21 protein-coding genes are annotated in these 25467 nt (G+C 44.6%); 5 read left to right on the forward strand and 16 right to left on the reverse strand.

Going from position 1 to position 25467, the window contains the following annotated elements:
* Positions 1-67: 67 nt before the first annotated feature.
* From FD04_RS03260 to FD04_RS03310, 11 genes are all read right to left on the reverse strand, one after another.
* Positions 68-712: a TetR/AcrR family transcriptional regulator gene (locus FD04_RS03260; RefSeq protein WP_056946961.1), complete on the reverse strand. Its 645-nt coding sequence runs from the start codon at positions 710-712 to the stop codon at positions 68-70.
* A 13-nt stretch (positions 713-725) separates the two neighbouring features.
* On the reverse strand, positions 726-1871 hold the full coding sequence (locus tag FD04_RS03265) for an ABC transporter permease (protein WP_056946964.1): 1146 nt from the start codon (positions 1869-1871) through the stop codon (positions 726-728).
* Complete coding sequence (locus FD04_RS03270; RefSeq protein ID WP_056946966.1) at positions 1868-2593, reverse strand: ABC transporter ATP-binding protein; 726 nt, start codon at positions 2591-2593, stop codon at positions 1868-1870. The genes FD04_RS03265 and FD04_RS03270 overlap by 4 nt, the downstream gene beginning before the upstream one ends.
* Before the next feature lie 146 nt (positions 2594-2739).
* Entirely contained in the window at positions 2740-4983 is a 2244-nt protein-coding gene (nrdJ, locus tag FD04_RS03275; protein ID WP_054699433.1) for a ribonucleoside-triphosphate reductase, adenosylcobalamin-dependent, read from the reverse strand.
* A gap of 351 nt (positions 4984-5334) precedes the next feature.
* On the reverse strand, positions 5335-6057 hold the full coding sequence (locus FD04_RS03280) for an ECF transporter S component (RefSeq protein WP_235805636.1): 723 nt from the start codon (positions 6055-6057) through the stop codon (positions 5335-5337).
* Positions 6050-7702 carry an ABC transporter ATP-binding protein gene (locus FD04_RS03285; protein WP_191981747.1) on the reverse strand — a complete coding sequence of 551 codons (1653 nt, stop codon included), beginning with the start codon at positions 7700-7702 and terminating at the stop codon, positions 6050-6052. Before FD04_RS03285 ends, FD04_RS03280 begins: the two co-directional genes overlap by 8 nt.
* Complete coding sequence (locus FD04_RS03290) at positions 7672-8601, reverse strand: energy-coupling factor transporter transmembrane component T (protein ID WP_235805637.1); 930 nt, start codon at positions 8599-8601, stop codon at positions 7672-7674. Before FD04_RS03290 ends, FD04_RS03285 begins: the two co-directional genes overlap by 31 nt.
* Entirely contained in the window at positions 8568-9347 is a 780-nt protein-coding gene (locus FD04_RS03295) for a DUF4430 domain-containing protein (protein ID WP_056946969.1), read from the reverse strand. The genes FD04_RS03290 and FD04_RS03295 overlap by 34 nt, the downstream gene beginning before the upstream one ends.
* Before the next feature lie 21 nt (positions 9348-9368).
* On the reverse strand, positions 9369-10334 hold the full coding sequence (locus FD04_RS03300) for a hypothetical protein (protein WP_056946972.1): 966 nt from the start codon (positions 10332-10334) through the stop codon (positions 9369-9371).
* Positions 10335-10408: 74 nt separating this feature from the next.
* The gene (locus FD04_RS03305; protein ID WP_056946974.1) at positions 10409-11152 is read right to left on the reverse strand and encodes a DUF4430 domain-containing protein; all 744 of its coding nucleotides are present in this window, start codon (positions 11150-11152) and stop codon (positions 10409-10411) included.
* Positions 11153-11174: 22 nt separating this feature from the next.
* Positions 11175-13292 (reverse strand): DUF5776 domain-containing protein, encoded by a 2118-nt coding sequence (locus FD04_RS03310; RefSeq protein WP_056946977.1) that lies wholly within the window; start codon positions 13290-13292, stop codon positions 11175-11177.
* A 417-nt stretch (positions 13293-13709) separates the two neighbouring features.
* Between FD04_RS03310 and FD04_RS03315 the strand changes: the two genes are divergently transcribed.
* On the forward strand, positions 13710-14288 hold the full coding sequence (locus FD04_RS03315) for a cob(I)yrinic acid a,c-diamide adenosyltransferase (RefSeq protein ID WP_056946980.1): 579 nt from the start codon (positions 13710-13712) through the stop codon (positions 14286-14288).
* 171 nt (positions 14289-14459) lie between these two features.
* Positions 14460-15689, forward strand: coding sequence for an MFS transporter (locus FD04_RS03320; RefSeq protein WP_235805638.1), 1230 nt, complete (start codon positions 14460-14462; stop codon positions 15687-15689).
* Here FD04_RS03320 and FD04_RS03325 read toward each other — a convergent pair.
* Positions 15686-17089: an MFS transporter gene (locus FD04_RS03325; RefSeq protein ID WP_054699412.1), complete on the reverse strand. Its 1404-nt coding sequence runs from the start codon at positions 17087-17089 to the stop codon at positions 15686-15688. The genes FD04_RS03320 and FD04_RS03325 overlap by 4 nt on opposite strands.
* Before the next feature lie 128 nt (positions 17090-17217).
* On the opposite strand from FD04_RS03325, the gene FD04_RS03330 reads away from it, so the two are divergent.
* Positions 17218-17886, forward strand: coding sequence for a type 1 glutamine amidotransferase (locus FD04_RS03330; protein ID WP_054699410.1), 669 nt, complete (start codon positions 17218-17220; stop codon positions 17884-17886).
* A gap of 56 nt (positions 17887-17942) precedes the next feature.
* Here FD04_RS03330 and FD04_RS03335 read toward each other — a convergent pair whose 3' ends face one another.
* On the reverse strand, positions 17943-18371 hold the full coding sequence (locus FD04_RS03335; protein WP_082603101.1) for a winged helix-turn-helix transcriptional regulator: 429 nt from the start codon (positions 18369-18371) through the stop codon (positions 17943-17945).
* 128 nt (positions 18372-18499) lie between these two features.
* Between FD04_RS03335 and FD04_RS03340 the strand changes: the two genes are divergently transcribed.
* The gene (locus FD04_RS03340) at positions 18500-19672 is read left to right on the forward strand and encodes an NADH-dependent flavin oxidoreductase (protein ID WP_056946982.1); all 1173 of its coding nucleotides are present in this window, start codon (positions 18500-18502) and stop codon (positions 19670-19672) included.
* Positions 19673-20193: 521 nt separating this feature from the next.
* Here the strand turns inward: FD04_RS03340 and FD04_RS03345 are convergent.
* Both FD04_RS03345 and FD04_RS12765 read right to left on the reverse strand, forming a co-directional pair.
* On the reverse strand, positions 20194-22653 hold the full coding sequence (locus FD04_RS03345; RefSeq protein WP_056946985.1) for a phosphoketolase family protein: 2460 nt from the start codon (positions 22651-22653) through the stop codon (positions 20194-20196).
* Positions 22654-22701: 48 nt separating this feature from the next.
* Positions 22702-22935: a hypothetical protein gene (locus FD04_RS12765; protein WP_054699407.1), complete on the reverse strand. Its 234-nt coding sequence runs from the start codon at positions 22933-22935 to the stop codon at positions 22702-22704.
* A gap of 118 nt (positions 22936-23053) precedes the next feature.
* Between FD04_RS12765 and FD04_RS03350 the strand changes: the two genes are divergently transcribed.
* On the forward strand, positions 23054-24562 hold the full coding sequence (locus FD04_RS03350) for a CPBP family intramembrane glutamic endopeptidase (protein WP_056946987.1): 1509 nt from the start codon (positions 23054-23056) through the stop codon (positions 24560-24562).
* Positions 24563-24672: 110 nt separating this feature from the next.
* On the opposite strand, the gene FD04_RS03355 is transcribed toward FD04_RS03350, so the two are convergent.
* Positions 24673-25275 (reverse strand): PepSY domain-containing protein, encoded by a 603-nt coding sequence (locus tag FD04_RS03355; RefSeq protein ID WP_054699400.1) that lies wholly within the window; start codon positions 25273-25275, stop codon positions 24673-24675.
* Positions 25276-25467 lie beyond the last annotated feature (192 nt).

The raw sequence follows: 25467 nt of genomic DNA on the forward strand, positions 1-25467 counted from the left end.
CCAAATCGGGAATCCACGTTTTTCAACTGCTACACTGGTTAAGCATTCGTGCCACTATCACCAACATTTATTCAGCTGCTATGGTCTTCGTAACGAGCTCAATAATCAAATTCAGGTCCGCTTCTTTGTCCACTGGTAATTGCGGGGCAATTTTATGCGTCTGGAGAAAATAGGTTAACAGTTGTCCACCAATCGTGCGCAGCATGACGAGTGGTGTGACCGATGGGCTCATTTCTCCGGTCCGCTTAAACCGATCAAAGATATTATTAACGAAATCTTTTTCGCTCTCAGTGATAAACCCAATAAACAAGTCTTTGCTTTCACCGCCCGTTAAGACCTGCGAAAGAAAAATCATAATCACGTCCGAGTTAGCTTCCAAAAAATGGTAACGGTCACGGACTAGAAACGCAACGTTTTCCTTTAGCGTCGGTTTATCAGGTAACGAATCCAAAAATTCAGTTTTATAATTTGGTAACAAATTCTGAACAATGGGACGTAAAATTTCTTTTAGCAAATCTTGTTTGGTTTTAAAGTACTTAAAGATAGTTGCCTGGCTAATTCCCGCGTGTTTGGCAATCGCCATCGTCGAAGTCCCATCATAGCCTTGCTTTGAAAATAGCTCTAGCGCTGAAAGGATGGCCGACCGCTTGCCGTTTGGCATCTCTTGGTTGGCAACCCAATCCTTATAACTAGCAAAAATCTGTTCTTTCACCCTTGGTCACTCCCTATACTTTCCGGTAACGTCTGAGTCCAACGATATTCAAAATCGTTAGAACCACGAGGAAGATGAGCAGGACTGTGATATCTAAGCCGAATGAACTCAAGTTCTTACCTTGCATCATGATACCAGTAACCGCGTCACCTGCATACTTAATCGGAATAATATATGAAATATCTTGAATCCAGTGTGCCATTGAGTCCATCGGAATGATTCCTGAGAAGAAGACCTGAGGAATCACGACGATTGGAATAAACTGCATCATCTGGAATTCGGAAGCAGCAAAGGTCGATAATAAAATACCAAAGGCCAACGCCACTAGGGCTAAAATCAGATTAATAACAATGATGTTGATGACTGAGCCCACAACCTCAGCACCAAGCAACCAAATCGTCGTGTAAACGATAATCACTGTTTGCAAAATGGCGAGCAGTCCATAACCAAGCATATAACCAAAGACCACGTCTGATCGCTTCACTGGCGTTGCCAATAAGCGCGATAACGTCCCACTGGACCGTTCTTTCAACAACGCCATGCCTGAAATCAGGAAGACGAAGAAGAATACAAAGAAGCCCATTAAGATTGGTAGCATTTTAGCAAAGAAACCTGTGTTTGAATCACCATAGACGTAATGGTTATGAATCGTTGGCGTTACAGCCTTCTTTTGGGCACCAGTCATGGCTTGTAGCTGCTTTTGCTGGGCTACTGGTAAGGTCTGCTCCAACTTTGCAATCGTACCCTTGGCTAACTTCAACTGTGACTTCATCGTGTTCACATTAGTTACCGTCAAAGCGCTCTTGAACGCCATTTTAACGGCCGAAGTTTTACTTGAATCCGTATTAGCGTAAGTGATGCTGTAATCATCGCCAGTTTTCTTAACGTACGCGTCAATTTTGTCGTCCTTCAAAGCCTGCTTGACGGCCTTTTGCGTATCATACTTGTGCACGCTGACGTGCTTAATATCGTCCATGTTGGTCGTCAAGCTGGACTGTAACCCGACCGTTCCAATTTTAACGTTGGTGGTCGAATTAGCATTAAAAATCACACTCATTAACCACAGCACTAGAATTGGTGCTAAGAACATCATCGCCAACGTTCGTGGATCACGGAAAAGTTCCTTTAGAACCCGTCTTGCAATTGCAATTATTCTCATTTGAGGTCACCTTCTGCTTTCAAGAATACGTCTTCAATCGTGTTCACCTTATACTGTGATTTCAAGACTACCGGTTCATCAAAGGCCATTACCTTACCACCCAGTAATAGTGCCACCTTGTCAACCAGCTCAGCTTCGTCCATCACGTGGGTCGTAATCAAAATGGCCCGACCTTCATCGCGAATAGCATTTAACTCGGCCCAAATCTGACGCCGCAGCGCGGGATCAATCCCGACAGTCGGCTCATCTAACACCAGTAACTCCGGATTACCAAGCAACGCGATTGCTAGTGATAAACGTCGCTGCATCCCGCCAGAATAACCACTAACCCGTTTGTCCAAATCAGCTTTCAGATCAACCACTCCGGCAACGTGGTCCATCGCTTGGTTGAGCTCAGCACCAGAAATTCCCTTCATTTGACCAAAAAACTTCAAATTCTCTCGGCCCGATAAAGTATCATACAGTGCATCCGTTTGGGCCATGTAGCCAATGCGTGCCAGTAACATTCGGTTTGGCATGGTTTCACCAAAAACAGTAGCGCTACCACCATCTGTAACTTCCATTCCCAAAGTCGTCTTAATCACGGTGGACTTCCCAGCTCCAGATGGTCCAATTAACCCCACAATTTCACCAGGTTGAACAGTTAAATTGATATCTTTTAAAACGGTTTGTTTGCCGAATCGTTTTACTAAATGCTTTAAATCAATAATTGCATCGGTCATTTCGATTCCTCCCTTAAAGGTAAGTAATTGATTACTCACCAGTGAGTATACACTCACTTTTTTAATTGTGCAAGCCAATAACAAAAAAGCCTTAGGATGAAATATCCTTTCACCCTAAGACTTCAAATAATCTAATCATCCTGACACTATCTAATTGGACAAGCGCCCCCAGCACAATCACTTTGGTCAACTAGCTCAACGTCTTTTTGATCATCATTCATGGCTTCGAAAATGGCCTTCACATCACCAGTGATCTGTGACCGACGTTGCTCGAAGGTATCCTTGGTAATGGGTTCCTTTGGTGCCTGTTCGAAGGCGTCACCCGCATATGGTAACAATGACGTTGACTTCGTGGTAAACCGGTACTGTTTCAGTAAACTAGCGATTTGATCAGCTTCATCTGGCTGGAACGTCACCGTACAGCTCACTGCATTATCTGACCAGTACGTTTGCAAGAAAGCTTGGGTAGCAAACTGTTCAGCAATTGGCACATTACCGGCGGACGCAAAGGCCTTGCTATCGGCATGAGCAGCGCGAACCGGGAATTCCACACAAATGGTGTTCTTAGTGTAAATATCTGGCTCCATCTTGTAACCGGCTTGCTTCAACGCTGGCAGGAGTGGATCGGAATCTTGGAAACGAATCCGTTGAATCAAGTATCCCGCGTAGTGGAAGTGCATGCCTTCAGAAACGCCAGCCAGTTTGGCAACCGTCCCAGACGGCTTCACCGTGGTGTGCTTGATGGAAGTCTGGCAATCTAATTCGTCAGAATAGGCTTGATCTGCGGCGTTAATTGACTGATAAAGTTGATCGACCCGCGTACTGATTTGTTCATCATACACTGGTACCTTGATTGGTTCGCCCGTCACGCGGTCTGTACTATCCTTAAACCCTTTAACGACTCGTGTACCAAAGTCGTTTAAGAACCAATCTTGAATGCCAGACATTGAGATGCCGATTCGTCGGTTTTGGTTGATCACACGTCTGGAAACTTCCCAGTCATAGTGACTAAAGGTGACGCGCTTTGAAAAACGAGTGCCAAGACGAAAGGCATCTTCAAGTCGCCAACCCTGTTCAGTCGCCACTGACGGGAATACTTCAAATAAGTTACATGGTTCACCATTAGCAAGGGAAATCTCACCACAGGGGTTAGTCCCTTCAACGTTACCATCAACGTTTTCCTGATAACCATCGATCGTACGACCCATGTGCCGTGATAACTCTAGGTTCACAATGCCCGGCTCACCATTGTGGGTAATTGAATCAGCGATGTCATCGTAAGTGACCTTGCTAGAATTAATTGCAACACTGTTATTGGAAGCCCAACGATGATGGTACAACTTGGCTTGGTCTTGTTTCATGGTGATAAACTCACTGTCATCATCAGATCCAAGTGCCAGTTCAGCTGAACGACGTACGTTACCGGCTACCACAGTTTTACCGATTAGGTTTCCCATATCGGTACAATCAACTGCTGATAGCTTACTGCCAGCTCGCTGATTCAAAACCTGGTTAATATCAAACAGCATTTCAACCAAGGGCATCGGTCCTGAAGCAGTACCGCCGAAACCGTGAATCTTAGCACCCTTAGGCCGAATATTGCTGATATCTAAAACTAGGTGTTGTTTACCCTCGGGATTCAGCGCATTAAAGTGCATATCGATCATCCGTGCGTTTGCGAGGACCCATCCCTCACGAGTATCCGGTAATGTCTCATAAATGACATCATCAAGGCTGTGGTTAGCGACCCAATCTTCTTTATCCACAGCACCTAACTTAATTGATGCATCGTGTGACGCACTCTCACGACTAACGACAACTGTCAGGTCAATCGCCTGATCAACGGCCGGCATTTGGTCAATATTACTGGTGACAACGGAAAAGCCAACGCCGCCACCCTTCATCAATTGATCAAATAGGAAGGAAAATGGCATTGAAACGGCCTTTTGATCAGCATCTAGGTAAGCCGGCACAATATGACTGTCACCATAGGGTTGTGGCCGCATGGCAATAAACCAACAGTTGTTCAGGGCGTCGCCATTACGATGCTGATAGTCCGTACCGGCAATCCATAGGTTACGACCAGATGGTGTAGCACCTAACCCATAGACCAGTTTGAATAAATCTTGGGCTTCCTGAGTTAATTCAGTGATAACCTTTTCCGTCAATTTCCCGTTATGTAAACGCGGATCCAAGTTAATGTTACCTTCAACGACCCGCTTCACCGTTTCATCCCAGTTCTCAGTTCGTTGCTTGTCATCTAACCAACGTGCATAAGTCCGCTTATAGGTCACCCAACCAAGGTCACCCCAGTGTGGCGTCACCGTTTGTTTAATTTGATTAATAAAATCGTCAGAAAGGACGATGGTACTCTGTAATTTAGTCTGCATGGCGGGTCTCCTTTTTTGAAAATATGAGTGTGAAAAATAGCGGTTAGTACCCAGAGTGTAAGCCATCAATCCAGATGACCTGATCTTGGTCATTTGGATTGATGGCTTACGCGGCCGGGTACTGCTATTTTTTACACGTTACGGCCACCCAACACTAATACTGACAGCCGCCTCAAACAGCATTCAACACTATATATAGTATCCTGGTTGAAACCAATTATCAATATATAGTATCGAGACGGATATTTAATAACACCCAGCCAACCCGTGCTCCAACAAGATTTACCATCGAGAAAAATTTTTTGGCCAATCACAATTCGGGTCATCTCACACCACAAATTCAAAACGGACTTAAAAAGACGACCGCTCCAATTCCTCACGCGCGTCCATCAAACCATACTTATACTTATACCGCGTAATAATGCGATACCAACTCTTGTAGAAACAAAAGAGTAAAACGGCCGTGGTCACGCCATGGACCAAATCAAAGTAAAAACTAGCTGCGAAAGCCGCCACAAACGTTTTAGCGTTCAACGGCTGAACGTATACCAGCGCATACCAAAGGTCCATGATCCAACCAAACAAAAAACCGTAGATAATACCCAGGGTAGCCAACCAGCCACGCTGATGGGCCCACTTCAAGTTTCTTAACAATCCAGCCGTAACGCCCATCATGCCCCAAGCAAACATTTGCCAAGGCGTCCAGGGCCCCTGTCCTAAGAAGAGATTAGAGACAATTGCGGCTGTTGAGCCAACGATGAATCCAGATTCCGGTCCTAACGCTAACGCCGTTACGATCACGATAAAACTAGTCGGCTTGACATCAGGAAAGGCCGCCATGGCAACCCGGCCCATTGCCGCCATAGTCGCCAAGACCGCTAAAAACACAATTTCACGGGCCTCTGACCGCTTCATTTCGAAGTGCCAGTAGAATGGTAGCATGCTAAAAACCAGGCATAGCAGACTCAAAATCAAGTAATGCTGATCGCCATTAAAATACGTAATCCACACTAAACAGAGCACCATTAGACTAATCGAAATCAGGTATCCGCCCCGTTGTTTTAATTTACTCAACGACGGCGACCTCCTCTCGTGTGATCAAATTAGGCACAAGGTCACGCATCAATCGGTTAGTTGCAGTGGTGTAAAAGAAATTTTCGGCAAAAAATTGGTGTGGCTCAGCTTGCGAGACAATTTGCCCGTCGAATAATAAGGTGCAGTGATCGGCAAAGCGGGCACTAAACGCCATGTCGTGACTGACCATCACAATGGTGACACCCCGTTCTTGCTGTAATCGTTTGAGGATCTTGCCCAGTCGCTGACGCCGCACCGGATCAAGGCCTTTAGTTGGCTCGTCAAGTAATAGTACGCTGGGCGCCGATAGTAATAATATGCCCAAAGCAATCAATTGTTGTTCGCCGCCACTGGCGTCATGAGGGTTCTGGTTCGCCAATGACACTAAGTCGAGTCGGGTGAGCATCTCCTGAGCAGCCTGCTTTGGATCCGTAAGTCCTAGCTGCTCAGCTCTTGCGACAAATTCCGCCATTACCGTGTCATAGCTAAAATAGTCACTGGGGGTTTGAGATAGGAAACTGACCTGTTGATACAGTGATTGTTGGTGCCATGAATTAACGCGTTTACCAAGTAATTTGGCGGTGCCACGCCTTGGAGTCAACAAGCCCATCATGACTTTTAGCAGCGTCGTCTTGCCGGTGCCGTTTTTGCCAATAATGGCGAGCCAATCGTTTTCCGGCACCTTCAAATTTAAGTCATCGAGGACGTAATTACCGTTACGGTCGTATTCAAATGCCACGTGAGTGAGATTGACTGCCCAGTTACGCCTTACCGGTTCCTTGGCTGTCGCAATGACGGGCCGTTTAAATTTTGCCTTGCCCTCACGTAATTCTCGTCGTCCTGCCACAACGGTCAATGGCAGCCCACTGGTCTGAGTTAACTGATTATTCAAAAAAACATAGGGCACATCTGGCACAAACAGACGGGCGTCAGGTTGTTGCCACAGATGGCCTAAAGTGTCACTCACTGTGTTAGTGTCAGTTATTTCACCTGCTCGGATAAACCAAAGCTGATCAGCCAGTGGCAACACATCGTCAAGAACGTGTTCAGTCATGACGATCGTAATGCCCAATTCTTCGTGAATTCGCTGCAACAACGACATAAACGACTTGGTGGCAATTGGGTCAAGTTGAGCTGTCGGTTCATCTAATAAAAGTAACTTGGGACGCAAAATCAACACTGACGCCAAATTAACTAATTGCTTTTGACCACCAGATAGGTTCGTCACATCTTCATACAGCAAATCTTGGAGCCCCAAAAAACTGGCTAATTCAGCGATTCGTCTCTGGATATCACCGGATGACATGCCCACGTTCTCCAGTGAAAACGCTAATTCTTGAATCACATTATCCATCACTAATTGATCATCGGGGCTTTGAAAGACCATGCCAATGCTTTGGGCACTGACGACCGTACCTAATTCATTGATTGGGTGACCATTAAAAAGAATTTCACCCGTCCGTTTACCGACCGGTTGGAGCTCTGGCTTCAACTGCCGAAGGAGTGTCGTCTTACCGCTACCAGAAGGACCGGCAATCACAATGAACGCACCGGCTTCAACTGATAAAGTCACATCCGAAAGACTTTTGTGGTCTGATAACGCATATTCAAAGTTTAAATGCCGTGTTTCAACAAGTGCCACCATCCCCACTCCCATCCTTCTAAGATCATTGGAAAACTCACCAAAATTGCGACCTCTAACAATACCAGCCATCCTTCAACGGATAAACCCATCTGCCCCAATGATGGGTAAATGACCAACCTTCCAATTCCTTGACTGGCCTCAAAGAAGCAACTACCGCTCAACAAAAGCAACCAGAGCAGCCAGACCAAATCACGTTGCGTAAAGCGATAACGCTGAAAACTAGTGCGTTTATGACTAGCGTACCCACGGGCACTCATGGCATCCGCAGTTTGTAGCGCTCGGTCAAAGGAATCTTCTAGCAGCACGGCCATTAACTTAACTAGACTAATACTGCGTTGCCGAAAGCCACCCTGTTCTACCTCGATACCGCGCAACGACTGTGCTTGAATAATGCCTTTGAAGCGTTTGATAAATAATGGCACAAATCTTAAGGTCATCATGGTCAGTAACGTTAACTTAGGCGAAAACCGTGAAAATAAATACATGAACTTTTGACTCGTTAGGTATTGATTATACGAAATGAACGTCAACAACACGATTACCAGCGATAATGCCATGAGTAAGCCATACATCACGGCTTCAACCGTGATCAAAACGCCACCGAACGTCCAAATGACATGCGCACCACGATTATTGACCAGTGGGTTAAGGACCATAATGAACGCCACCATAAAGACGCTGCCCTCTAACGTCATCAAGACTCGATGACCGCTTCTGCCGACCAAGTTCACGCCAACCATTAAAATCAACATCGTGCCCAAAAAAACGGGGTGAATAAAAACCATGGCACAGCCAACCACCGCGACGTAATAGGTTAATAGAACCCACGGATTGAGCTGTTCAATCACTAAATGTCGGGGGTGTCTTATCGGTCGCCCAGTGTTTGCGTCCATAGCCATTGTACGATATCGCCGTCCTTCACCTTATAAGTGCCTGCACTGTAATTTGGGATAACACCGTTCACACTGTATAGCCACCCACCATTGGCACCGCCCGAACCTGCGCTCATACCATCGATTCCGCTAACGTAAAGAGAACCACCAGTGCCAGTGTAACTGAGTGGCACACCTAATTTTTGCAATACTGTAAAGGCCGTATCGCCATCAGTAATCGTCACCGTGCCGGAGGCTAAAACTTTATTGCCCTGCAAAACGGGACCAAAGACCTGTACTTGAACCTGCTCAGCCTGCGACGTTGCGTTACTGGTAGCTGTATTCGTTGTTTCAGTACCGACTAAAGCGGTAATTGGTGCCTTAGGTGTCACAACTGAATGACGTTGTTTCAAATAACCGTGCCAAATCCACCCGTTAACTTTACCGTTTTTTGACTTAACGTGGTCATAAATCGCGTGTTTACCGTTAGCACGAGTAACTGTCGCCTGTGTATAGGTATAAAAAGTAGTGTGCGGATAATTTTTGGCATAATGAGTTACTTTTTTTAGATAACTCGTCTGGTAGAAGTTCCCCTTAGCTACTGAGTAACTATTTTTGGCGAGCTTTTTATACGTCACTTTGACGACCCGTGTTGATTTAGTCTTAGCCTGTGCAGTTGCCGGATATCCAGCGATGTTTGTGCTGCCGAGCGCCAAGCCAAGGCTCAGCAAGGCAATGCCAGTTAATGTTTTAGTAATTGTTTTAAACGTCATTGCGATTCTCCTTACCCACTTTTAGAATTTGAAAATCGAGCCCTTATTTAATCGGTAATATCGATACTGTTCCATCGCATAAGCGGCTTGTTGCGTCGACATATGCAAGGCACCAGTATTACGACCAAATAACCAGCGAAACTGACCGGTCGTTTTTTGAAACTTAATCAGTCGCCTGATGGGCGTTAGGCTACCTTTACCCTTAAAAGTGGTTTCCGGATTAATGCCAGCTGCTGATAGCCCGGCAATTGCCAGTGCGTTGGAATTAGCATTCGCCTGATTTGTAAAAGCATTTTTTATAATAAAATCACCGGTACTTGGGTGATACGCTTGTTTTTTTAACATTGACTCCGCGCGTTTGATCGCGGTTTTCACACCAGGGTAAGTTTTATGCATCCCCAGCGCCATCAATGCCATTCCTGTTACATCCACGTCACTTACCGAACCACTGATTGCCCAACCACCCTGTGTATTTTGAGCTTTGACAATTTGCGCAATCAAAGTTTTGACCGTCTTAGTGCTGGTCTTGCCGTAATTAGCGGTACTCAGCGCAATGGCGCCCCAAATCTTACCATTGATGCCAGCGTTTGATTTGGGCGCGGTCTTAATAATACCTGTTACCAGATTCTTACCTTCATACTTAGTCGGCTTCACACCAACAGACACTGCGCCAATCAGACTTCTTTCGTAATCAACAGCTGCGTAATGACCATCCAGGCTTTTAAACTTTGCTGCCAATCGCTTCTTAAACACTTTCTTAGCAGCTGAACTCATGCCCTTTGGCGACCGCTTCACAGCCAGTGCATCCCAGGCATCTAAGTCGTTCTTGCTGGTTTTAGTTTTAATGTAACTCACTGCTTGATTGATTGATTTGTCATAATACGGGGTTGCCGCTTGTGCTTGTAACGACGTGGTGACGGTTAGCAAAGTAACGGCAGCAAGTACAATTAAACTGATTTTTTTGATTAAACCCACTTTTGGTTCCATTTAAATACCCCTTATTTTCGCTATTTTAACCTTGATTTTGACTTTTTCATCGCTCGAATTTGCAACAATCACGCTTATCTTTGTGACACCCGCGGTGCATCCCTATCTTTACCTAAATTAGCCGTATAGAGCCACTGAATTTTGTCGCCTTTTTTTACTCGGTATTTTCCGCTAGAATAGCCCGGAAATTTGCCATTTACAGCGTATAACCAACCGCTGCCTGACCCTTTATCAAATTCGAACAGTCCCGCAATTCCTCTGACATATAGCGTCGTACCATTTCCTTGGTACGAAACCGCCACGTGACTCGCTTTGGCGACGCGAATCAAAACTTTACCCACGGTATCACCACTGTGAATTGTGATGGCTGACTTACTCAACAAAACATGATTACCACTTTTTATTGGGCCACGGACAACTAACGAACAAGTAGCAGTTTGCTTCGCCGTATCAGTTGATCGATTAGATTTAGATCGAACCGCCTTAATTTTATTTGAAGTACCTGACCGCGCCGTGTCTGCTTGAGCTGTTTTGCTTTGCTTGACGTTGCCCGTCAGCGCTTTAACCTGTTCATCTGAATGACGGGTACCAGCCTTCGAATTATTGCTCTGCTCAACTGCTTGCTCGCTGGCGGTTGCACCACTTGCCTCAGAGCTCATACTAGCGCTTGCCGAAGATGCTGACCCCGATTGTTTTTTGGTCGAATAAATATTGCTTGCCTGGCTAACGGTATGATTCATAGCTCGATAACCTGCAAACCCTAATCCAAATATCACAGCCAAACTCACAATGAGTGCTATTAGTCGTTTTCTTGACATTCCGATAAAGCCTCCCTACACGTTAATACTTTGTTGCCAATACCAATTTTTTATTGGCAGAAACGTAGTGACCATTCGTAAGTTCAAATCGACTTGTCAGGCCAAGTTTGATCAGCTTTTTTACTCGCAACGTCCGCCCTTTGCTGACTGCCATTTTCTTTCCGGTTAACTGCTTGGATTGATACTGGTTGATTCCCTTAGTAGCTATGACTTTAATCGTTTTAGGCGTTGTTTGATAGTAAGCATTCACAACGGACTGACGACTTGCCGTTAAATAACCTGTTTGACCACTACGGATTGCTTTAACAGCAAAAACTGACTGACCATCTGAATTTTGGGTCTTCTTGACGACCTTAAACATTGGTCGCTTAGTTCGTTTTTGTTTGGCATAGGTTGCCACTACCGACCCAGTCAGAGATGCGTGTTTGTAAAGTTTAACCTTACCGATTGCATAAACGATTTTCGTTGATTGGTCTGCCTTAATAGAATCTGTCGACGACGCCTTGGCGGAAACACTGAAGGCATTCACAGCTGATTGACCGCTTGCTTGAATGGCGGTCATCTCAGCTAGTGTAGTTGCGCGCCTAAGCTGATTTTCATAGTTGGTTACCAACTTATCAACTGCAGCGTATGCGGCCACTTTTAGATTTGCTGCTACGTTTTGATCATCTTGAATCCCAACCTTTTTGCGGTTTCCAGTCGTAATGACAGCGTTGATGGCTGCATTAATCTGATCAGTGGTTAAGCCGCCCTCTGTTGATGTCGTTGCTGTGGCAGCTGCCGTGTGCATGGCTTGAGTTGCCTGAATCGTTGAGATGGCAGCCTTTTTGATGGTCGTTAAAACTTGAACCGTCGTGGTTGCCATGTTGGCATTACTCGTATATTTGGTAACTTGTGCGTCGATGGTTGCCTTTGCCGTCAATTTTTGAGCGGTTGACGCCAAATCATCTTGATCAATGACTTGTTTTTGGGCAGTTGCTGCCGCTTGAATTTCGGCTAGGGTACTGGCCAGCTCATCGCTGGTAGGTTTAAGTGTTTTCAATGCCGTCAAGGCCGACTGTCCTGTCGACATGACGCTATTGATTGCAGTTGAAGTTTGGGCCTGACCGATCTGCGACTCGTACGTTGCTAATTTTTGGGACAGTTGTTGTTTTGCGACTGCAACATCCGTGTCGTAACCCGTAATTTGATTTAACGCTGCCAAAACCGACTCGTAAGTTGCTTGCAGTTGTGCTATCGCAGTGCTGCGGTCTGAATCACTGGCTTGGTTGTATGTGGTAACCGGAATAATTGCTGCGTATTCTGAATAAAACCCCTTCACTAAACTAATCAAACCAGTCTTCGTTAATGTTTTATCAGCAAGTTTAGCTTTATCATTAGCTAAACTTTGGGTTACCATTGCTAGGGCTGTTTGCTTTGAAGCATCGGTGCCAACCGCCTGTTGCTTAATTTGGGTTTGTCTCATCGTAGCCAGCTGTGTCAACATAAAGTTCGCAAAGGTACGCTGATCGTCATGGAGAGTGGTGTCGCCGGTATCGGTGTCGGTATCGACACTGGTTTGAAGTAACGCATTAACTAGATTGTTCCAAAGCATACTAAGCCCCGTTTTCGAGCGCATCAGTGTATTCTTTGAAATCGTCGTGGCGTCTGTATACTTCTGATACTTGGCGATATTCGTACTCAGGGCTGACTGATCAATGCCAGATTGGCTGATTTCTGTCTGACGTTCCTGCAATAAAGCCGCAACTAAATTCGCTTCAGCTTGCCAGTCGACTGGCGTTGCTAAATTAATCAGTGACGTTTCAATATTTTTAACGGCCGTCAAGAACTGACTACGTGACAGCTTTCCGGCTTCGTACGCTGTAATTTGAGTCTCAATAGTATTGACCGTTGATAAATGCGTGTCATACGTTTGTACCAATGGCGATTGAGAAGTTGCGTCGTCTGTCATATTTGGTGACAATGTCTTTACCAAAGTTTGAACTTCATCACGCGCCTGACTAATATCGGCTATCATCGTGCTAGAGACGTCAGTGTCTGCGTAAGCAACTTGCTGCGTAAATTGATCTTGCACGGGTACACTGACCCCTAAAATTGTGGAAAACAATAATACACTGGTTGTAACCCGCTGTAACTTCATCCAATTCCCTCCGTGCCTAACTAAAGTTCACCGCCAGCCACAATGAGCCATTATGTAAATAAATCGGTGTTGATTTTTTTGAATTTCGGTCATAAATTAATTCATTCAGAAATCAACATAGTGTATGCCTTTTGAAAATATCGCTCAAAAATTCGGCTATCTTGTGGGTGACGGTTATTTTTGACTACGCTATCTAATTTACACACTATTCGAAATAAACTCAAATCAAATTGGGACGTAAAATTTATTTTTGAGCCACTTTTGTGCGTACCTTTAAACATATTATGCCCATCTCGACGGTTTTTTTAAGTGATGTTACCGCTAAAATATTTGTAGAATAATATTTTTCTGACTGATCACCAAGTTGACTTTCAAATCATTCTGGTTTATTAATTAAAAAACAAACGGAGGTCAATTATGAAAATTTACACACGACATGGCGATAAGGGCAAAACTCAAATCATTGGTTCGACGATGGTCGATAAAGATGACACGCGAGTTGAGGCTTACGGTACCGTTGACGAACTTAATTCTTGGATTGGTTACACCGCTGCTAACCTAAACCAAGCGACAGCCAATCTACAATCAGAGCTAGAAGAAATTCAACAACTTCTATTTGATGTTGGTCGTGATCTTGCAACGCCAGCAACTGATCAAAAGCACGATTACGTGTTCACGACGGCCATTGCTGATCAACAAACGAAGTGGTTAGAAGATCGTATTGACGCCTACGTTGCGGCAACTCCCACCATCAACCGCTTTATCTTACCCGGTGGGTCGCCACAAGCAGCCGCTTTACACGTGGCTCGGACCATCACCCGTCGTGCCGAACGTTGTATCGTGGCGCTTCAGGGTCAGGCCGCCATCAATCCCAACACACTCGTTTTTATCAACCGCTTATCAGACTACTTCTTTGCGGCAGCTCGTTATGCTAATGTGCAAAATGGGGAAACTGATATTTTTTACCGAAATGGTAATCCGGTGTTTAAGAACTAGTGCCCACTCGTTTGGAAACTTGAAATGATACTAAAATGGCATCAGCTACCCCTCTTGAGTAGCTGATGCCATTTTAGTTTAAGCATTATGGTGCTTGGCCAATTCATGATTCTTAATCAAATTACCCGTAAACTCAGGCTAGGTTAATCCATCAAAACGAGTTAACATTAATTGAGGTCTAAACGAAAGGAAGTTTTTATTATTAATCAGCGAAGTAAGGGCGTATCTCTATTAGTTGTCATCTTATTAATTGGTTTTATTATGAGATCACCCATCACCACCCCGCCGTTATTGCTTGGTCACTTAGCAAACCAGTTACAGGTTCATCAGAGTCAACTTGGCATATTAACCACCCTGCCACTCGTGATGTTCATGCTATTTTCCAATTTTGCCGCAAAACCAATCATGCGTTTTGGCCTAAAACGGGCCCTCTTGTATGCGCTACTGGCAATCGTTTTAGGCTCAGCACTCCGGATGGTTATGACAATGCCAACCATGATCCTGGGCACCATTTTTATCGGTATCGGCATCGCACACTTGAACGTTTTCATGCCGTCACTGGTTTCTGCCTATTTTCCAAATAAAATCGGCCTGTACACCACACTATACTCATTTGCGATGATTTTCGGCAACATGCTGTTTAACCTGATCACCGCACCGATCAGTAACCAATTCGGCTGGCAAACAATTATTCTCATTTTGTTACTCATTCCAATAATTAGCTGCCTCAGTTGGTTACTCATCAGTCGCGTAATTCCCGAAAAAATCGCACCTGGTAAACCAACAACCGGTGATCAAGGTCCCCAACCTAAATTACGATTATGGACTAATCCGAAAGCCTGGCCCTTCTTACTCACATTTGGTGGTCAAGCAACTTTAAGCTACACCGTCACCGCTTGGATGCCAGCTCTCATGGAATACCATCACGTTAGCGCTGGTCATGCTGGTATCGTCATGGCAATCTACGCATTCATTGGGCTGCCAGTTTCAATTATTTTACCTAATATTTTAACTAACCTCTCTCAACGTTACATAAAGTTACTCACAATTGGAGCTGGGCTGGTTGCGTTAGTCGCCAGCGGGTTGCTATTTTTCCAACACACTCGTTCGATGTTCTACTGGTCATCCGAGGCCTTTTTAATTGGTTTATCCATTGGCTTCTTCTTCATTACGATTATGACCATGTTTGTAATGAAAACCAAAACGCCCTATGAAACTGCTCAACTATCTGGTATGGCTCAAGCCGGCGGTTACTGTATGTCAGCGTTTGGCCCATCACTTTACGGGCTGGCCTTCGCCGCTAACCCCGCGGGTGATATTCAAAATATCTGTTACCTCATCTTGGCCTTAATCATGTTTCTAGCCTGTTGGCGAGTCGTCAAAACTGAAACGCTTGATTAGCGTTGCTCGACTTGGCGTTGTTTCGAATACCGTCTTGCTACCAAAACGGTTGTCAGGCTAATCAATGCCAAAATGACTAAAATGCCATAATCCATTCGACTGCCCGCAATCGTTAATTGTGCCAGACTGCCCTTTGCATTTTGATGCGCAGCAATGACTGCTGACAGTACGCTGGTCCCAAACGAACCGGCGTACTGTTGAAACGTGTTAAAGAGTGAGTTGAGATCGGCGTTTTGTTCAAGGTTGATCTGCATACTAGCATCAGACATGGAATTACTAAATCCCATATTGAAGCCACCACGCAAAAAGACGTAAATTAAGGTCATGACAATGGCCGATGTTGCAGATGAAGTTAAAAAGAACAGTAACGTGCCAACCAACATGGCACTGCTCGATATCAATAAGGGCATAAATGCACCATGCGTGTCGAACAATCGACCGGCGGCTGGTGATAAAGCTGCACCAAACAACGCGCCGGGTAGTAGAATCAACCCTGCCACAAAGGCGCTGACGTGTAAGACGTCCTCGGCAAAAATTGGAATGACAAACGAGATTCCAATATTAATAAATTGCAAAATAAAGAAATTTAACCAACGCAATCCAATTAGGGGGTGTAACAGCAATCGAAAATTCAAAATCCGCCGTGTTGATCGGTGAAGATGAATCGTTAAGAGTCCCGTTGCAATTACGAAAACTAATAGCAACTCACCAAAATCAGCGCTTAAGAAGCCGTGGTTACCTGCGTTGGCAAAGGCAGTACTCAAGCTGCCGAAAGTTAAAGCCAATAATACGACGCCCACCCAGTCAAATTTGTCGTGAGTGCCTTCTGCTTTCAATCGAATGGTCCGTTCACCAATCATGGCAACTACTAATAATATTGGAATCGCAATGATAAAAATACCACGCCACGACCAAAATGCAGCTAAGGTGCCACCATAAGTTGGTCCTAAGGCTGGTGCAAAGGAAATAATCATAGCAGCCGTACCCATGTAAACACCGCGTTTACTTTGCGGAATCAGCGATAACACCATGTGAAACATTAATGGTGTGGCAATACCAGTTGAAACGGCCTGAAACATCCGACCGAGTAACAAGATGCTAAACGATGATGCAGATGCACACAGTAAGGTCCCAATTAAATTGAAAAGAATTGCGGTCCGAAACAAGGTACGCGCATCAAATCTTTGGTTTAAAAAACCAGTGGTACTCATGATAATCGTCACCATTAGTAAGTATCCTGAAGTTACCCACTGCATGGTACCAAGTGATACTGAGAATGTCTGGGTAAGCCTTGGAAACGTCACATTCAGTGAGGTTTCCACTAAAATACCCATAAATGACAGAAGCGCAGCTGCCGAAATTGACAGCTTAGTCTGCCAACTGACAGGTTGATCTTCCATAAACGTGATACCCCTTTCTAATCTGACACTCATTTTAACACTTGATTAAAAATTGCGGGCATTTAATCACACTCTCCATAATGGTGGTAAGATGACTAAAACGAATTGATTGGAAAGCGAGGTAGCGCATGCGAATTAACGTCTTACAACACACGCCCAACGAGGGTCCTGGTGCTATTCAGGCCTGGGCAGAACAACATCACCATGAACTCTATATTTACCATCCCTATCAGTTTGGTGTACTCCCCAATGCTGACGAAACCGATATGCTAGTTATTCTTGGTGGTCCAATGAGTCCTAACGATTCACTGCGCTGGATCATTCGGGAACGTCAGCTGATCTTAACCTTATTAGATCAGCAAAAACCTATCTTCGGTGCTTGCTTTGGCGCACAGCAAATTACCAAAGCGCTTGGTTACCCAGTGACAAAAGCGCCAGCCAAGGAAGTTGGTTGGGCCCCGGTACACCTGCAAAGCCACCTCATAACTGATTTACCTGAAACACTAAAGGTTCTGCATTGGCACGAAGAAATGTTTGCCATTCCCGATGATGCCACCCTACTCTTTTCAAGTGACTTAGTTGAGAATCAAGGATTTATCTTAAATCATCACGTTGTTGGGCTTCAGTTTCACGTTGAGCCACTGCCGACCAACGTCCGCGAAATCATCATCAACGATCAAGCCTACATTACGGGTTCTCGGCTCAATCAAGATGCCGAAACAATCTTAGCAACCCCAGTACCACCTGAAAATGAAACTGCGTTGTTTAGTATTCTTGATTACATTACCGAACCCTAAAAAAACGGTCAAACCGCCTTCATCTTGAAAGCAGTTTGACCGTTATTCGTATACCACTATGATTCAGTTGCAAACTTGACCAACGTCTCCACGTTGAGATTAGAATAATTCGCCTCAGGCATAATTTCTTTGTAAGTATGGGTGATGTGAATCGTTCGGCCCATCTCGTTAAATTTTTCGGCCTTTTTCTCCCCAATCTTTGACAACGTCACCAATACTTTGCGAAGCTCGCGACCATCTTCAGTCAATGAATAAACAACTTTGGGCGGCACCGTTCCATAACTGGTTCGCTGGATAATACCATCATCTTCGAGTTCTCGCAATTGCTGGGTCAACACTTTTTGCGAAATGCCATGCATGAGTCGAAGCAATTCGCCATTTCGCAATGGCTTTATGCCCACCCAGCAGATAATCGAAGTCTTCCATTTACCATCGATGATGCTCAACGTCAAATCAATACCCAAATTGTAAATCACATCAGCCATGCCTGACACACTCCATTTCTAACCTTGAGGTAACTACCTTACTTAAAAGTACGTACTTTATTTTTCCAATATAGCCATTATACTGAATTTGTAATGAACTTCACAATATTTTGTTTGGAGGTATCCTCATGACCAATTATCAATTTTTAAAACCATATACTTTTGCAAACGGTGCCACTGTTAAAAATCGTGTCGTTATTCCACCAATGACCGAACAATCCAGCCTGGAAGATGGTTCTGTTTCCCGCGACGAATTATACTATGCTGGGTTACGAGCTGGCGGCGTGGGTATGTTCATCAGTCCAGTTGCAAACGTGACTGCTAACGGCAAAGGCTTCGAAGGTCAGCTATCAGCAGCTGACGATAAATTCATTCCCAGCCTAGCAAAACTGGCAACGGCCATGAAGGGTACCGGTCACGGCTCCAAGGCCATTCTCCAAATCTTTCATGCTGGTCGGATGTCGATGAGTACCATTCTGCGTGGTACTCAACCTGAGAGTGCCAGTGCAGTCGCCGCACCGCGTGAAGGCATGGAGACCCCAAGAGAACTAACTGACGCCGAAGTTCAAGACATCGTAACCGCCTTTGGTGAAGCCACGCGGCGGGCAATTCTGGCTGGTTTTGACGGTGTCGAAATTCATGGCGCCAACACTTACCTCATCCAGCAGTTTTTCTCACCACACTCAAACCGCAGAACCGACAAATGGGGCGGTTCAGTCGAAAAGCGCATGACTTTTGGGCTTGAAATCATTAAAGCAGCGAAGGCTGCCATTGACCAATACGCAACCTCACCATTCATTTTAGGTTACCGAATCAGTCCGGAAGAAATCGAAGAACCTGGTATTCGAATTCCTGATACGCTACAGTTCATCGATAAATTAGCTGATGAACCGTTAGATTACCTGCACATCTCAATGGGTAACGCCTGGCGTAAATCATTGAATGACAAATCAGAAACTGAACCGACGATTTTACGAATCAAGAAAACGGTCAATAACCGAGTACCACTCATCTCCGTCGGCGCGATTCAAACACCTGCCGATGCTGAAAAAGTCATGGACGCTGGGATTGATTTTGTCGCCATTGGTCGTGAATATCTTCGTGAACCACATTGGATTCAAAAGGTCGAAGCTGGTCTTGAAGACACAATTCGTTATCGCGTTAATCGGACTGAATTGGATGATTTAGGTCTTAACCCTGCTTTGATGGAATTTCTTGGCCTATTAGGTACTGACCTTGGTTTTGAAGGTGAAGCAGATACCGGAGTTGTCAGTCCTTACGACGTTGTCCTCAATAAATAATTAATCTAAAAGACGTGTCGAACCTGAAATATGGGCACGACACGTCTTTTTAGATATCATCAGATAAAATTCTCTAAACGTGATTAACTGACACCCCCCGGCTCCCGGGAAGGGTGGTGACCCGCAATGGGGGCGGTCCGAGCCAAAAGGCGGTCTTGTACCTCGCAGATGAACCGTGTCAAAGATCATGCACGTTTCAACTGCGTCCCCGGCTGGTTTCCAGTCGTTTCACTGCAGGTCACCACCCTTCCCGTCCGCACTACGGCTGATATTGAATATAACACCGTTCTTACTCTACTAACGATTAACTATCAAACATTAAAACAGATCGAATCCTAACGCCATCGAAGATACTGAACCTATTTTATAATAGGCACTGTATCCAGTGACAAGTTAATCACTTCAATCAATCTCCGTTACTAATCATTTATGTTACCGTAAGCCTACCGCACGCAAAAAAACGACCACACCATTTCTGATGTGGTCGTTTTTTAAATGTTCATGCTAACGAATGAAGAAAATTACTTCTTCAATGGTGTCCATGCCCACTTAGTGAACTCTTCGATATCGCGACCTTCGTCACGAGTGATCTTAAAGTGCTTAGCTAAGATGTCATCCATCTTCTTGTCAAAGGCTGCGGCTGCATCAGCATCCACAACACCCTTAGCAACCAAGGTGTTAACAGCGTCCTTAGCTTGGTGGAAACGGTCTAATTCTGAGTAGACACGCATATCGTAAGCAGTGGTGATATCACCATCTTCACGATAACCGTGAACACGAAGACCTAAGTGTTGACGTTCGTAGAAGAATGATTCGATCAAATCTTCGTAACCGTGGAAACCAAAGACAACTGGAGTGCCTGATTCGCCAAAGAATGAAGTGAATTCGTCATCAGTCAAAGCACGGTCATCGTTCAATGGGCCGTTCTTCTTTTGTAGGCGTTCCAATTCAACAACGTTGACGTAACGCATCTTAACAGCTGGGAAGGCTTCGTTTACTAAGTGTAAAGCAGCCAAAGTTTCGATGGTTGGTTCAACACCGGCACTGGCAAACACGATGTCAGCATCTGCACCTTCAGCAACAGTAGATGCCCAGTCGATAGTCTTCAAACCTGTGTTAGCAAGTTCGTCGGCTTCGTCGATTGAGAACCATTGTTGACGAGGTTGCTTAGAAGCAACAATGTGGTTAACCTTTTGACGGTCGTTAAATGCCCGGTTGAAGACAGCTAACAAGGTGTTAGCATCTGCTGGTAGGTATTGACGGATGAAGTCAGACTTCTTTTCTGACAAGTGAGTCAACATACCAGGATCTTGGTGGGTATAACCGTTGTGGTCTTGTTGGAATACAGTTGAAGTTGAGATCAAGTTCAATGATGGGTAATCGTTACGCCATGGTTGATCTGCAGCTTGACGGATCCACTTGAAGTGTTGCGTCGTCATTGAGTCAACAACACGCAAGAATGATTCGTATGAAGCGAAGATACCATAACGACCAGTTAAGGTGTAACCTTCAAGCCAACCTTCAGCTTGGTGTTCAGATAATTGAGCATCCAAGATACGGCCTTCTGGTGCTTCGTATTGGTCGTTAGGTTCCTTAACTTGTTCCATCCATTGACGGTTAGTGATCTTGAACATATCCCAGAGACGGTTTGACATTGTTTCGTCAGGGCCGAATACACGGAATGTGTTAGGGTTCTTTGTGGCAACGCCAGCAAAGAAGCTTGACAATACGTTCATATCCATGTTGCGGTTACCATCAGGTAATTGCGTCCCACGGTTTGATTCGTTAATGTCGTTAGCAAGTGACTTCCAGTCTGGTAAGTCAAGCATAGCTGGCTTTTCGCCACGTGCACGACCACCATTAGCAACTGGGTTAGCTGCCATACGCTTGTCACCCTTAGGTGCAAAGTCAGCAACTTCGGCCTTCAATGAACCATCAGTGTTAAATAATTCTTCTGGCTTGTATGAGTTCATCCAAGCTTCGAATTCTGGTAATTCAGCAAGGTTCTTTTGGCTCAAACCAAGTGGCACTTGGTGCGCACGGAATGAGTTTTCGATTGGTTCGCCGGCTGGGTTGTGAGTAGGACCGCCCCAACCCTTTGGTAAACGAGCAATAACAACTGGCCATGGTGCAATTTCGCCGTCAGCGTACTTGCCGTTTTCGCGAGCATCTTTTTGGATTTGCTTGATGTCAGCAATTGCTTGATCAAACAACTTAGCTGCCTTTTCGTGGTATGCCATGTAATCATGGATATCATCGTTTTCAAGGAAGCGTGGTGACCAACCTAAACCTTCGAAGAACTTAGTGATTTCTTCATCACTCATCCGACTGAAGATAGTTGGGTTAGAAATCTTGAAACCGTTCAAGTCTAAGATAGGAAGAACTGCACCGTCGTTCTTAGGGTTCAAGAACTTGATTGAGTTCCAAGCAGTCATAGCTGGACCAGTTTCAACTTCACCATCACCAACAACCGTAAATGCGATTTGGTCTGGGTTGTCTAAGACAGCACCAGTAGCATGTGATAGTGAGTAACCAAGTTCGCCACCTTCGTGGAGAGAACCTGGTGTTTGCGCAGTCATGTGAGAACCAATCCCACCTGGGAATGAGAAGCGCTTGTATAAACGTGACATACCTTCGAGATCTTGAGTGATTTCTGGATATGCATCAGTGTAAGTACCGTCCAAGTAAGAGTTAGTAACCATTACTTGGCCACCGTGACCTGGGCCACCGATATAGAACATGTTCAAGCCGTACTTGTTGATCAAACGGTTAGCGTGAGCATACAAGAACGTTTGGCCTGAAATGGTACCCCAGTGTCCGATAGGCTTAACTTTAACGTCATCGGCCTTAATTGGTGTGTTGGTAACTGAGAACAATGGGTTGCTCTTCAGGAAGATCATACCACCTGAAAGATAGGTTGTAGCGCGCCACCAGGCGTCAACTTTTTCCAAGTATGACTTGGAATCATAATCTACTGCCATGAATTATTACACTCCTTCATATATAAGTAACAAAATCCAAAATCAACATCAAAAATCAGAGGTTAATTTGTATGCTCTTATCATACCAATTTTAAAAATAAAGTCAACTACTTTTATAATTGATACGGTCCAATTTTTAAATAAACCGGTTTCTTCCAAAAACCAGCCACTTTTGAGCACCCAAAAAGGACTAGTAACAGTATGCCCTAGTCCTTTCAAGATTACTATAACCTTTACAGTTTTTTCATAATTAAGTTGTGAGCTTGCAACACTTTGACTCAAGTGCGATAAAAATTAACTCGTTTTAATTGCTCAAACAACGACCCGTTTGTTCGACAGTACCGCCAAATACGGAAAACTGGTATTATAAAATCAACTAAACCTTATAGGAGGCGTTCTTGTGAGAAAGCACTGGCCCGTATTTTATCTGTTGTCATTATTTTTATTTATCGTTTTTGCCAGCGTTGCACAAATCATCGTTAATTTAGTCGGCAACTTGGGCTTCCATCAGTTTGCTCGTTCAGCAGCCGGGAAAACTTGGGGATCACTTTTTGCCGAAATTATTGCGTTACTAATTTGGTGGTTATTTAACCGCTATTATCTTAAAGGTAAAATTGGGTGGCATGGCGAAGCTCGCGACTGGCTACTATTACTACCAGTCATTGTGATTTTAATTGGTGATTCATTTTTAGGTACCAACTTCAATTTTGCTCCCAGTAACATGATCTACGCAGTGTTATTCGGCTTAGCAGTTGGTGCCTGTGAAGAATATCTGTTCCGTGGTATTCTCGTCAGTTATTTGTTGCAGCATTTCCGTTTGAGTGCATTACTGACCGCATGTTTGAGTGGCGTTGGCTTTGGCCTGATCCATCTGATTAATGGGTTCAGCAGTGGCAACTGGACAAACACCTTTGCCCAAGCGTTAATGGCGATTGGTGTCGGCTTCTTTCTCGCCGCAGTCTACTTGCTAACCAATAACCTATGGCTGCCAATTATTTTTCATGCCGTGGTCGATGCGTTTGATCAACTGGCCTTTGGCACCCTCAGTAATTCTGCGGGCACTAGTATGATCAACGCCATCGTATATTTCATTGTTCTCGGTGGACTTGGATTCTGGCTGTTAAATCGTGGTCCAGTTGTAATGGCCCAATCAGTTGACTTCAGTAGTCCCCGTCAACAATCGCAACGCGACATCACTTTTTCTGAACCAACGACTGCTGTACCGGTAAATCCACTCAAATCAGTACTCGCTGTGGCCTTGATTCTGATTGAATTCATCCTTGGAAGTACCATCGTTCACCCTGGTCAAAGTCAGCTTGTCAAAACGACGATTGTGTTTCTACTTGGACTCTTGGTAATGCTAGGTGCCATCTGGCTCTATCACGAGGTTCTCTCGGCTAACTGGCGGGCTTATCGTCGTCACTTCTGGCGTAACGTTGCCATGGACTTTGGCTTTATGATTGGGGTCTACATCCTGCTTGCCATCGTTCGACTCGGCCTAAAATTAATCACTGGCAGTCACACCGCTCTGGGTGTCACTGACATGCTTAGTTTTCAATCAGTCGGTAGCGCAAGTCTGACCTTGATTTCTAGTTCCGTCGTCATCATGGCGCCCTTTACTGAAGAAATTATCTTTAGACACGTCCTGTTTTATCAATGGCGGTCAAAAAAATGGCTAGCCGTCATCATGTTCTTTGTGTCATCCATTGCCTTTGGCCTGGTCCACTGGAATAACTTTCAGGGTGATATCATGCAAATGATCCCTTATATGTTTATTGGCGCCTTTTTCGCGACAATCTACTATTTCACGCGCAATATTTGGCAAAACATCATCACCCACTTTATGTTTAATTTTCTTCAGTTTGGCGCAGCAATTTTCTTACTCATTGTGGCGATTATTCAACGTTAGCAATGTCAAAATAAAATGGTCTGAATTCCCTACTTTCGAATTCAGACCATTTTTTAATTTTTTGAGCAATCATATCCGTAGTTACTTAAATTAAGCCTTGAACACCTAACTTAATCATCGACTTCAGTTGTTAGCACTTTACCAGTTTGAGCGTTCAGCTTTACTTCAGTCTCTTGTCCATGTTGCTCAAACTGAATTTTCCAGACTGTTTGACCATTTTCTTGATCCAATTTAGCCTCAGTAGCGCCAGTCACTTCAGCAGATTGCTGCGCAATTTTAACCGCACGACTTAGACTAATAAAATTGGTTAACTTCAAGGCTTCTTGTCTGGCGACCCCATCGGCTTCATCAGCATCAAGTTGTTCACTGTGTTTATTGATAACTGAACTAGTCATCGCGTTTAACGTCAATTGATGTTCCCGCTGGTCGTCGACACCCTCAACCTCATATTGAAATTGATTGCCAACTTTTTCCAATGAAATACTCGTAATATCGGTCTGCGCAAACGTCTTTTGATAAGTGGTTATGGCTTCGTTCACGGTTACCTTTACCTGTAAGATATCGCTGGTCGTTGCTTGCTTCGCCTCAGATGACTGAGACTGACTGCTACTAGCCGATTGGCTGCTTGTCCCCGAATCTTTGGTTGTCTGTTTGGCTGAACAACCTGCTAATACCAACGCCAATAATACTGCTGTAAGGACTTTGATTTTCATTTGGTAATCTCCTTTCCCCATCAAGGGGTCATCAAATGTGATCCAGTCTTACTAATCTCCTTATACCTCCTATTTTACAGAAATTCAGTTTTGCAGACAACGATTGGCATCTTACCAATTACGATCAACAGCAAAATACTCCCAAATTCGGCCAAATTAAAACGCCCATAGCCACAGCCATGGACGTTCACC

The organism is Secundilactobacillus odoratitofui DSM 19909 = JCM 15043 (genome assembly GCF_001434895.1).
GTDB lineage: Bacteria > Bacillota > Bacilli > Lactobacillales > Lactobacillaceae > Secundilactobacillus > Secundilactobacillus odoratitofui.

Coding starts and splice junctions, on each gene's coding strand:
- FD04_RS03265 (WP_056946964.1), bottom strand. CDS start 1,871: ATGAGAATAATTGCAATTGCAAGACGGGTTCTAAAGGAACTTTTCCGT.
- FD04_RS03270 (WP_056946966.1), bottom strand. CDS start 2,593: ATGACCGATGCAATTATTGATTTAAAGCATTTAGTAAAACGATTCGGC.
- nrdJ (WP_054699433.1), bottom strand. CDS start 4,983: ATGCAGACTAAATTACAGAGTACCATCGTCCTTTCTGACGATTTTATT.
- FD04_RS03285 (WP_191981747.1), bottom strand. CDS start 7,702: ATGGTGGCACTTGTTGAAACACGGCATTTAAACTTTGAATATGCGTTA.
- FD04_RS03290 (WP_235805637.1), bottom strand. CDS start 8,601: ATGGCTATGGACGCAAACACTGGGCGACCGATAAGACACCCCCGACAT.
- FD04_RS03295 (WP_056946969.1), bottom strand. CDS start 9,347: ATGACGTTTAAAACAATTACTAAAACATTAACTGGCATTGCCTTGCTG.
- FD04_RS03300 (WP_056946972.1), bottom strand. CDS start 10,334: ATGGAACCAAAAGTGGGTTTAATCAAAAAAATCAGTTTAATTGTACTT.
- FD04_RS03305 (WP_056946974.1), bottom strand. CDS start 11,152: ATGTCAAGAAAACGACTAATAGCACTCATTGTGAGTTTGGCTGTGATA.
- FD04_RS03310 (WP_056946977.1), bottom strand. CDS start 13,292: ATGAAGTTACAGCGGGTTACAACCAGTGTATTATTGTTTTCCACAATT.
- FD04_RS03315 (WP_056946980.1), top strand. CDS start 13,710: ATGAAAATTTACACACGACATGGCGATAAGGGCAAAACTCAAATCATT.
- FD04_RS03325 (WP_054699412.1), bottom strand. CDS start 17,089: ATGGAAGATCAACCTGTCAGTTGGCAGACTAAGCTGTCAATTTCGGCA.
- FD04_RS03330 (WP_054699410.1), top strand. CDS start 17,218: ATGCGAATTAACGTCTTACAACACACGCCCAACGAGGGTCCTGGTGCT.
- FD04_RS03335 (WP_082603101.1), bottom strand. CDS start 18,371: ATGGCTGATGTGATTTACAATTTGGGTATTGATTTGACGTTGAGCATC.
- FD04_RS03340 (WP_056946982.1), top strand. CDS start 18,500: ATGACCAATTATCAATTTTTAAAACCATATACTTTTGCAAACGGTGCC.
- FD04_RS03345 (WP_056946985.1), bottom strand. CDS start 22,653: ATGGCAGTAGATTATGATTCCAAGTCATACTTGGAAAAAGTTGACGCC.
- FD04_RS03355 (WP_054699400.1), bottom strand. CDS start 25,275: ATGAAAATCAAAGTCCTTACAGCAGTATTATTGGCGTTGGTATTAGCA.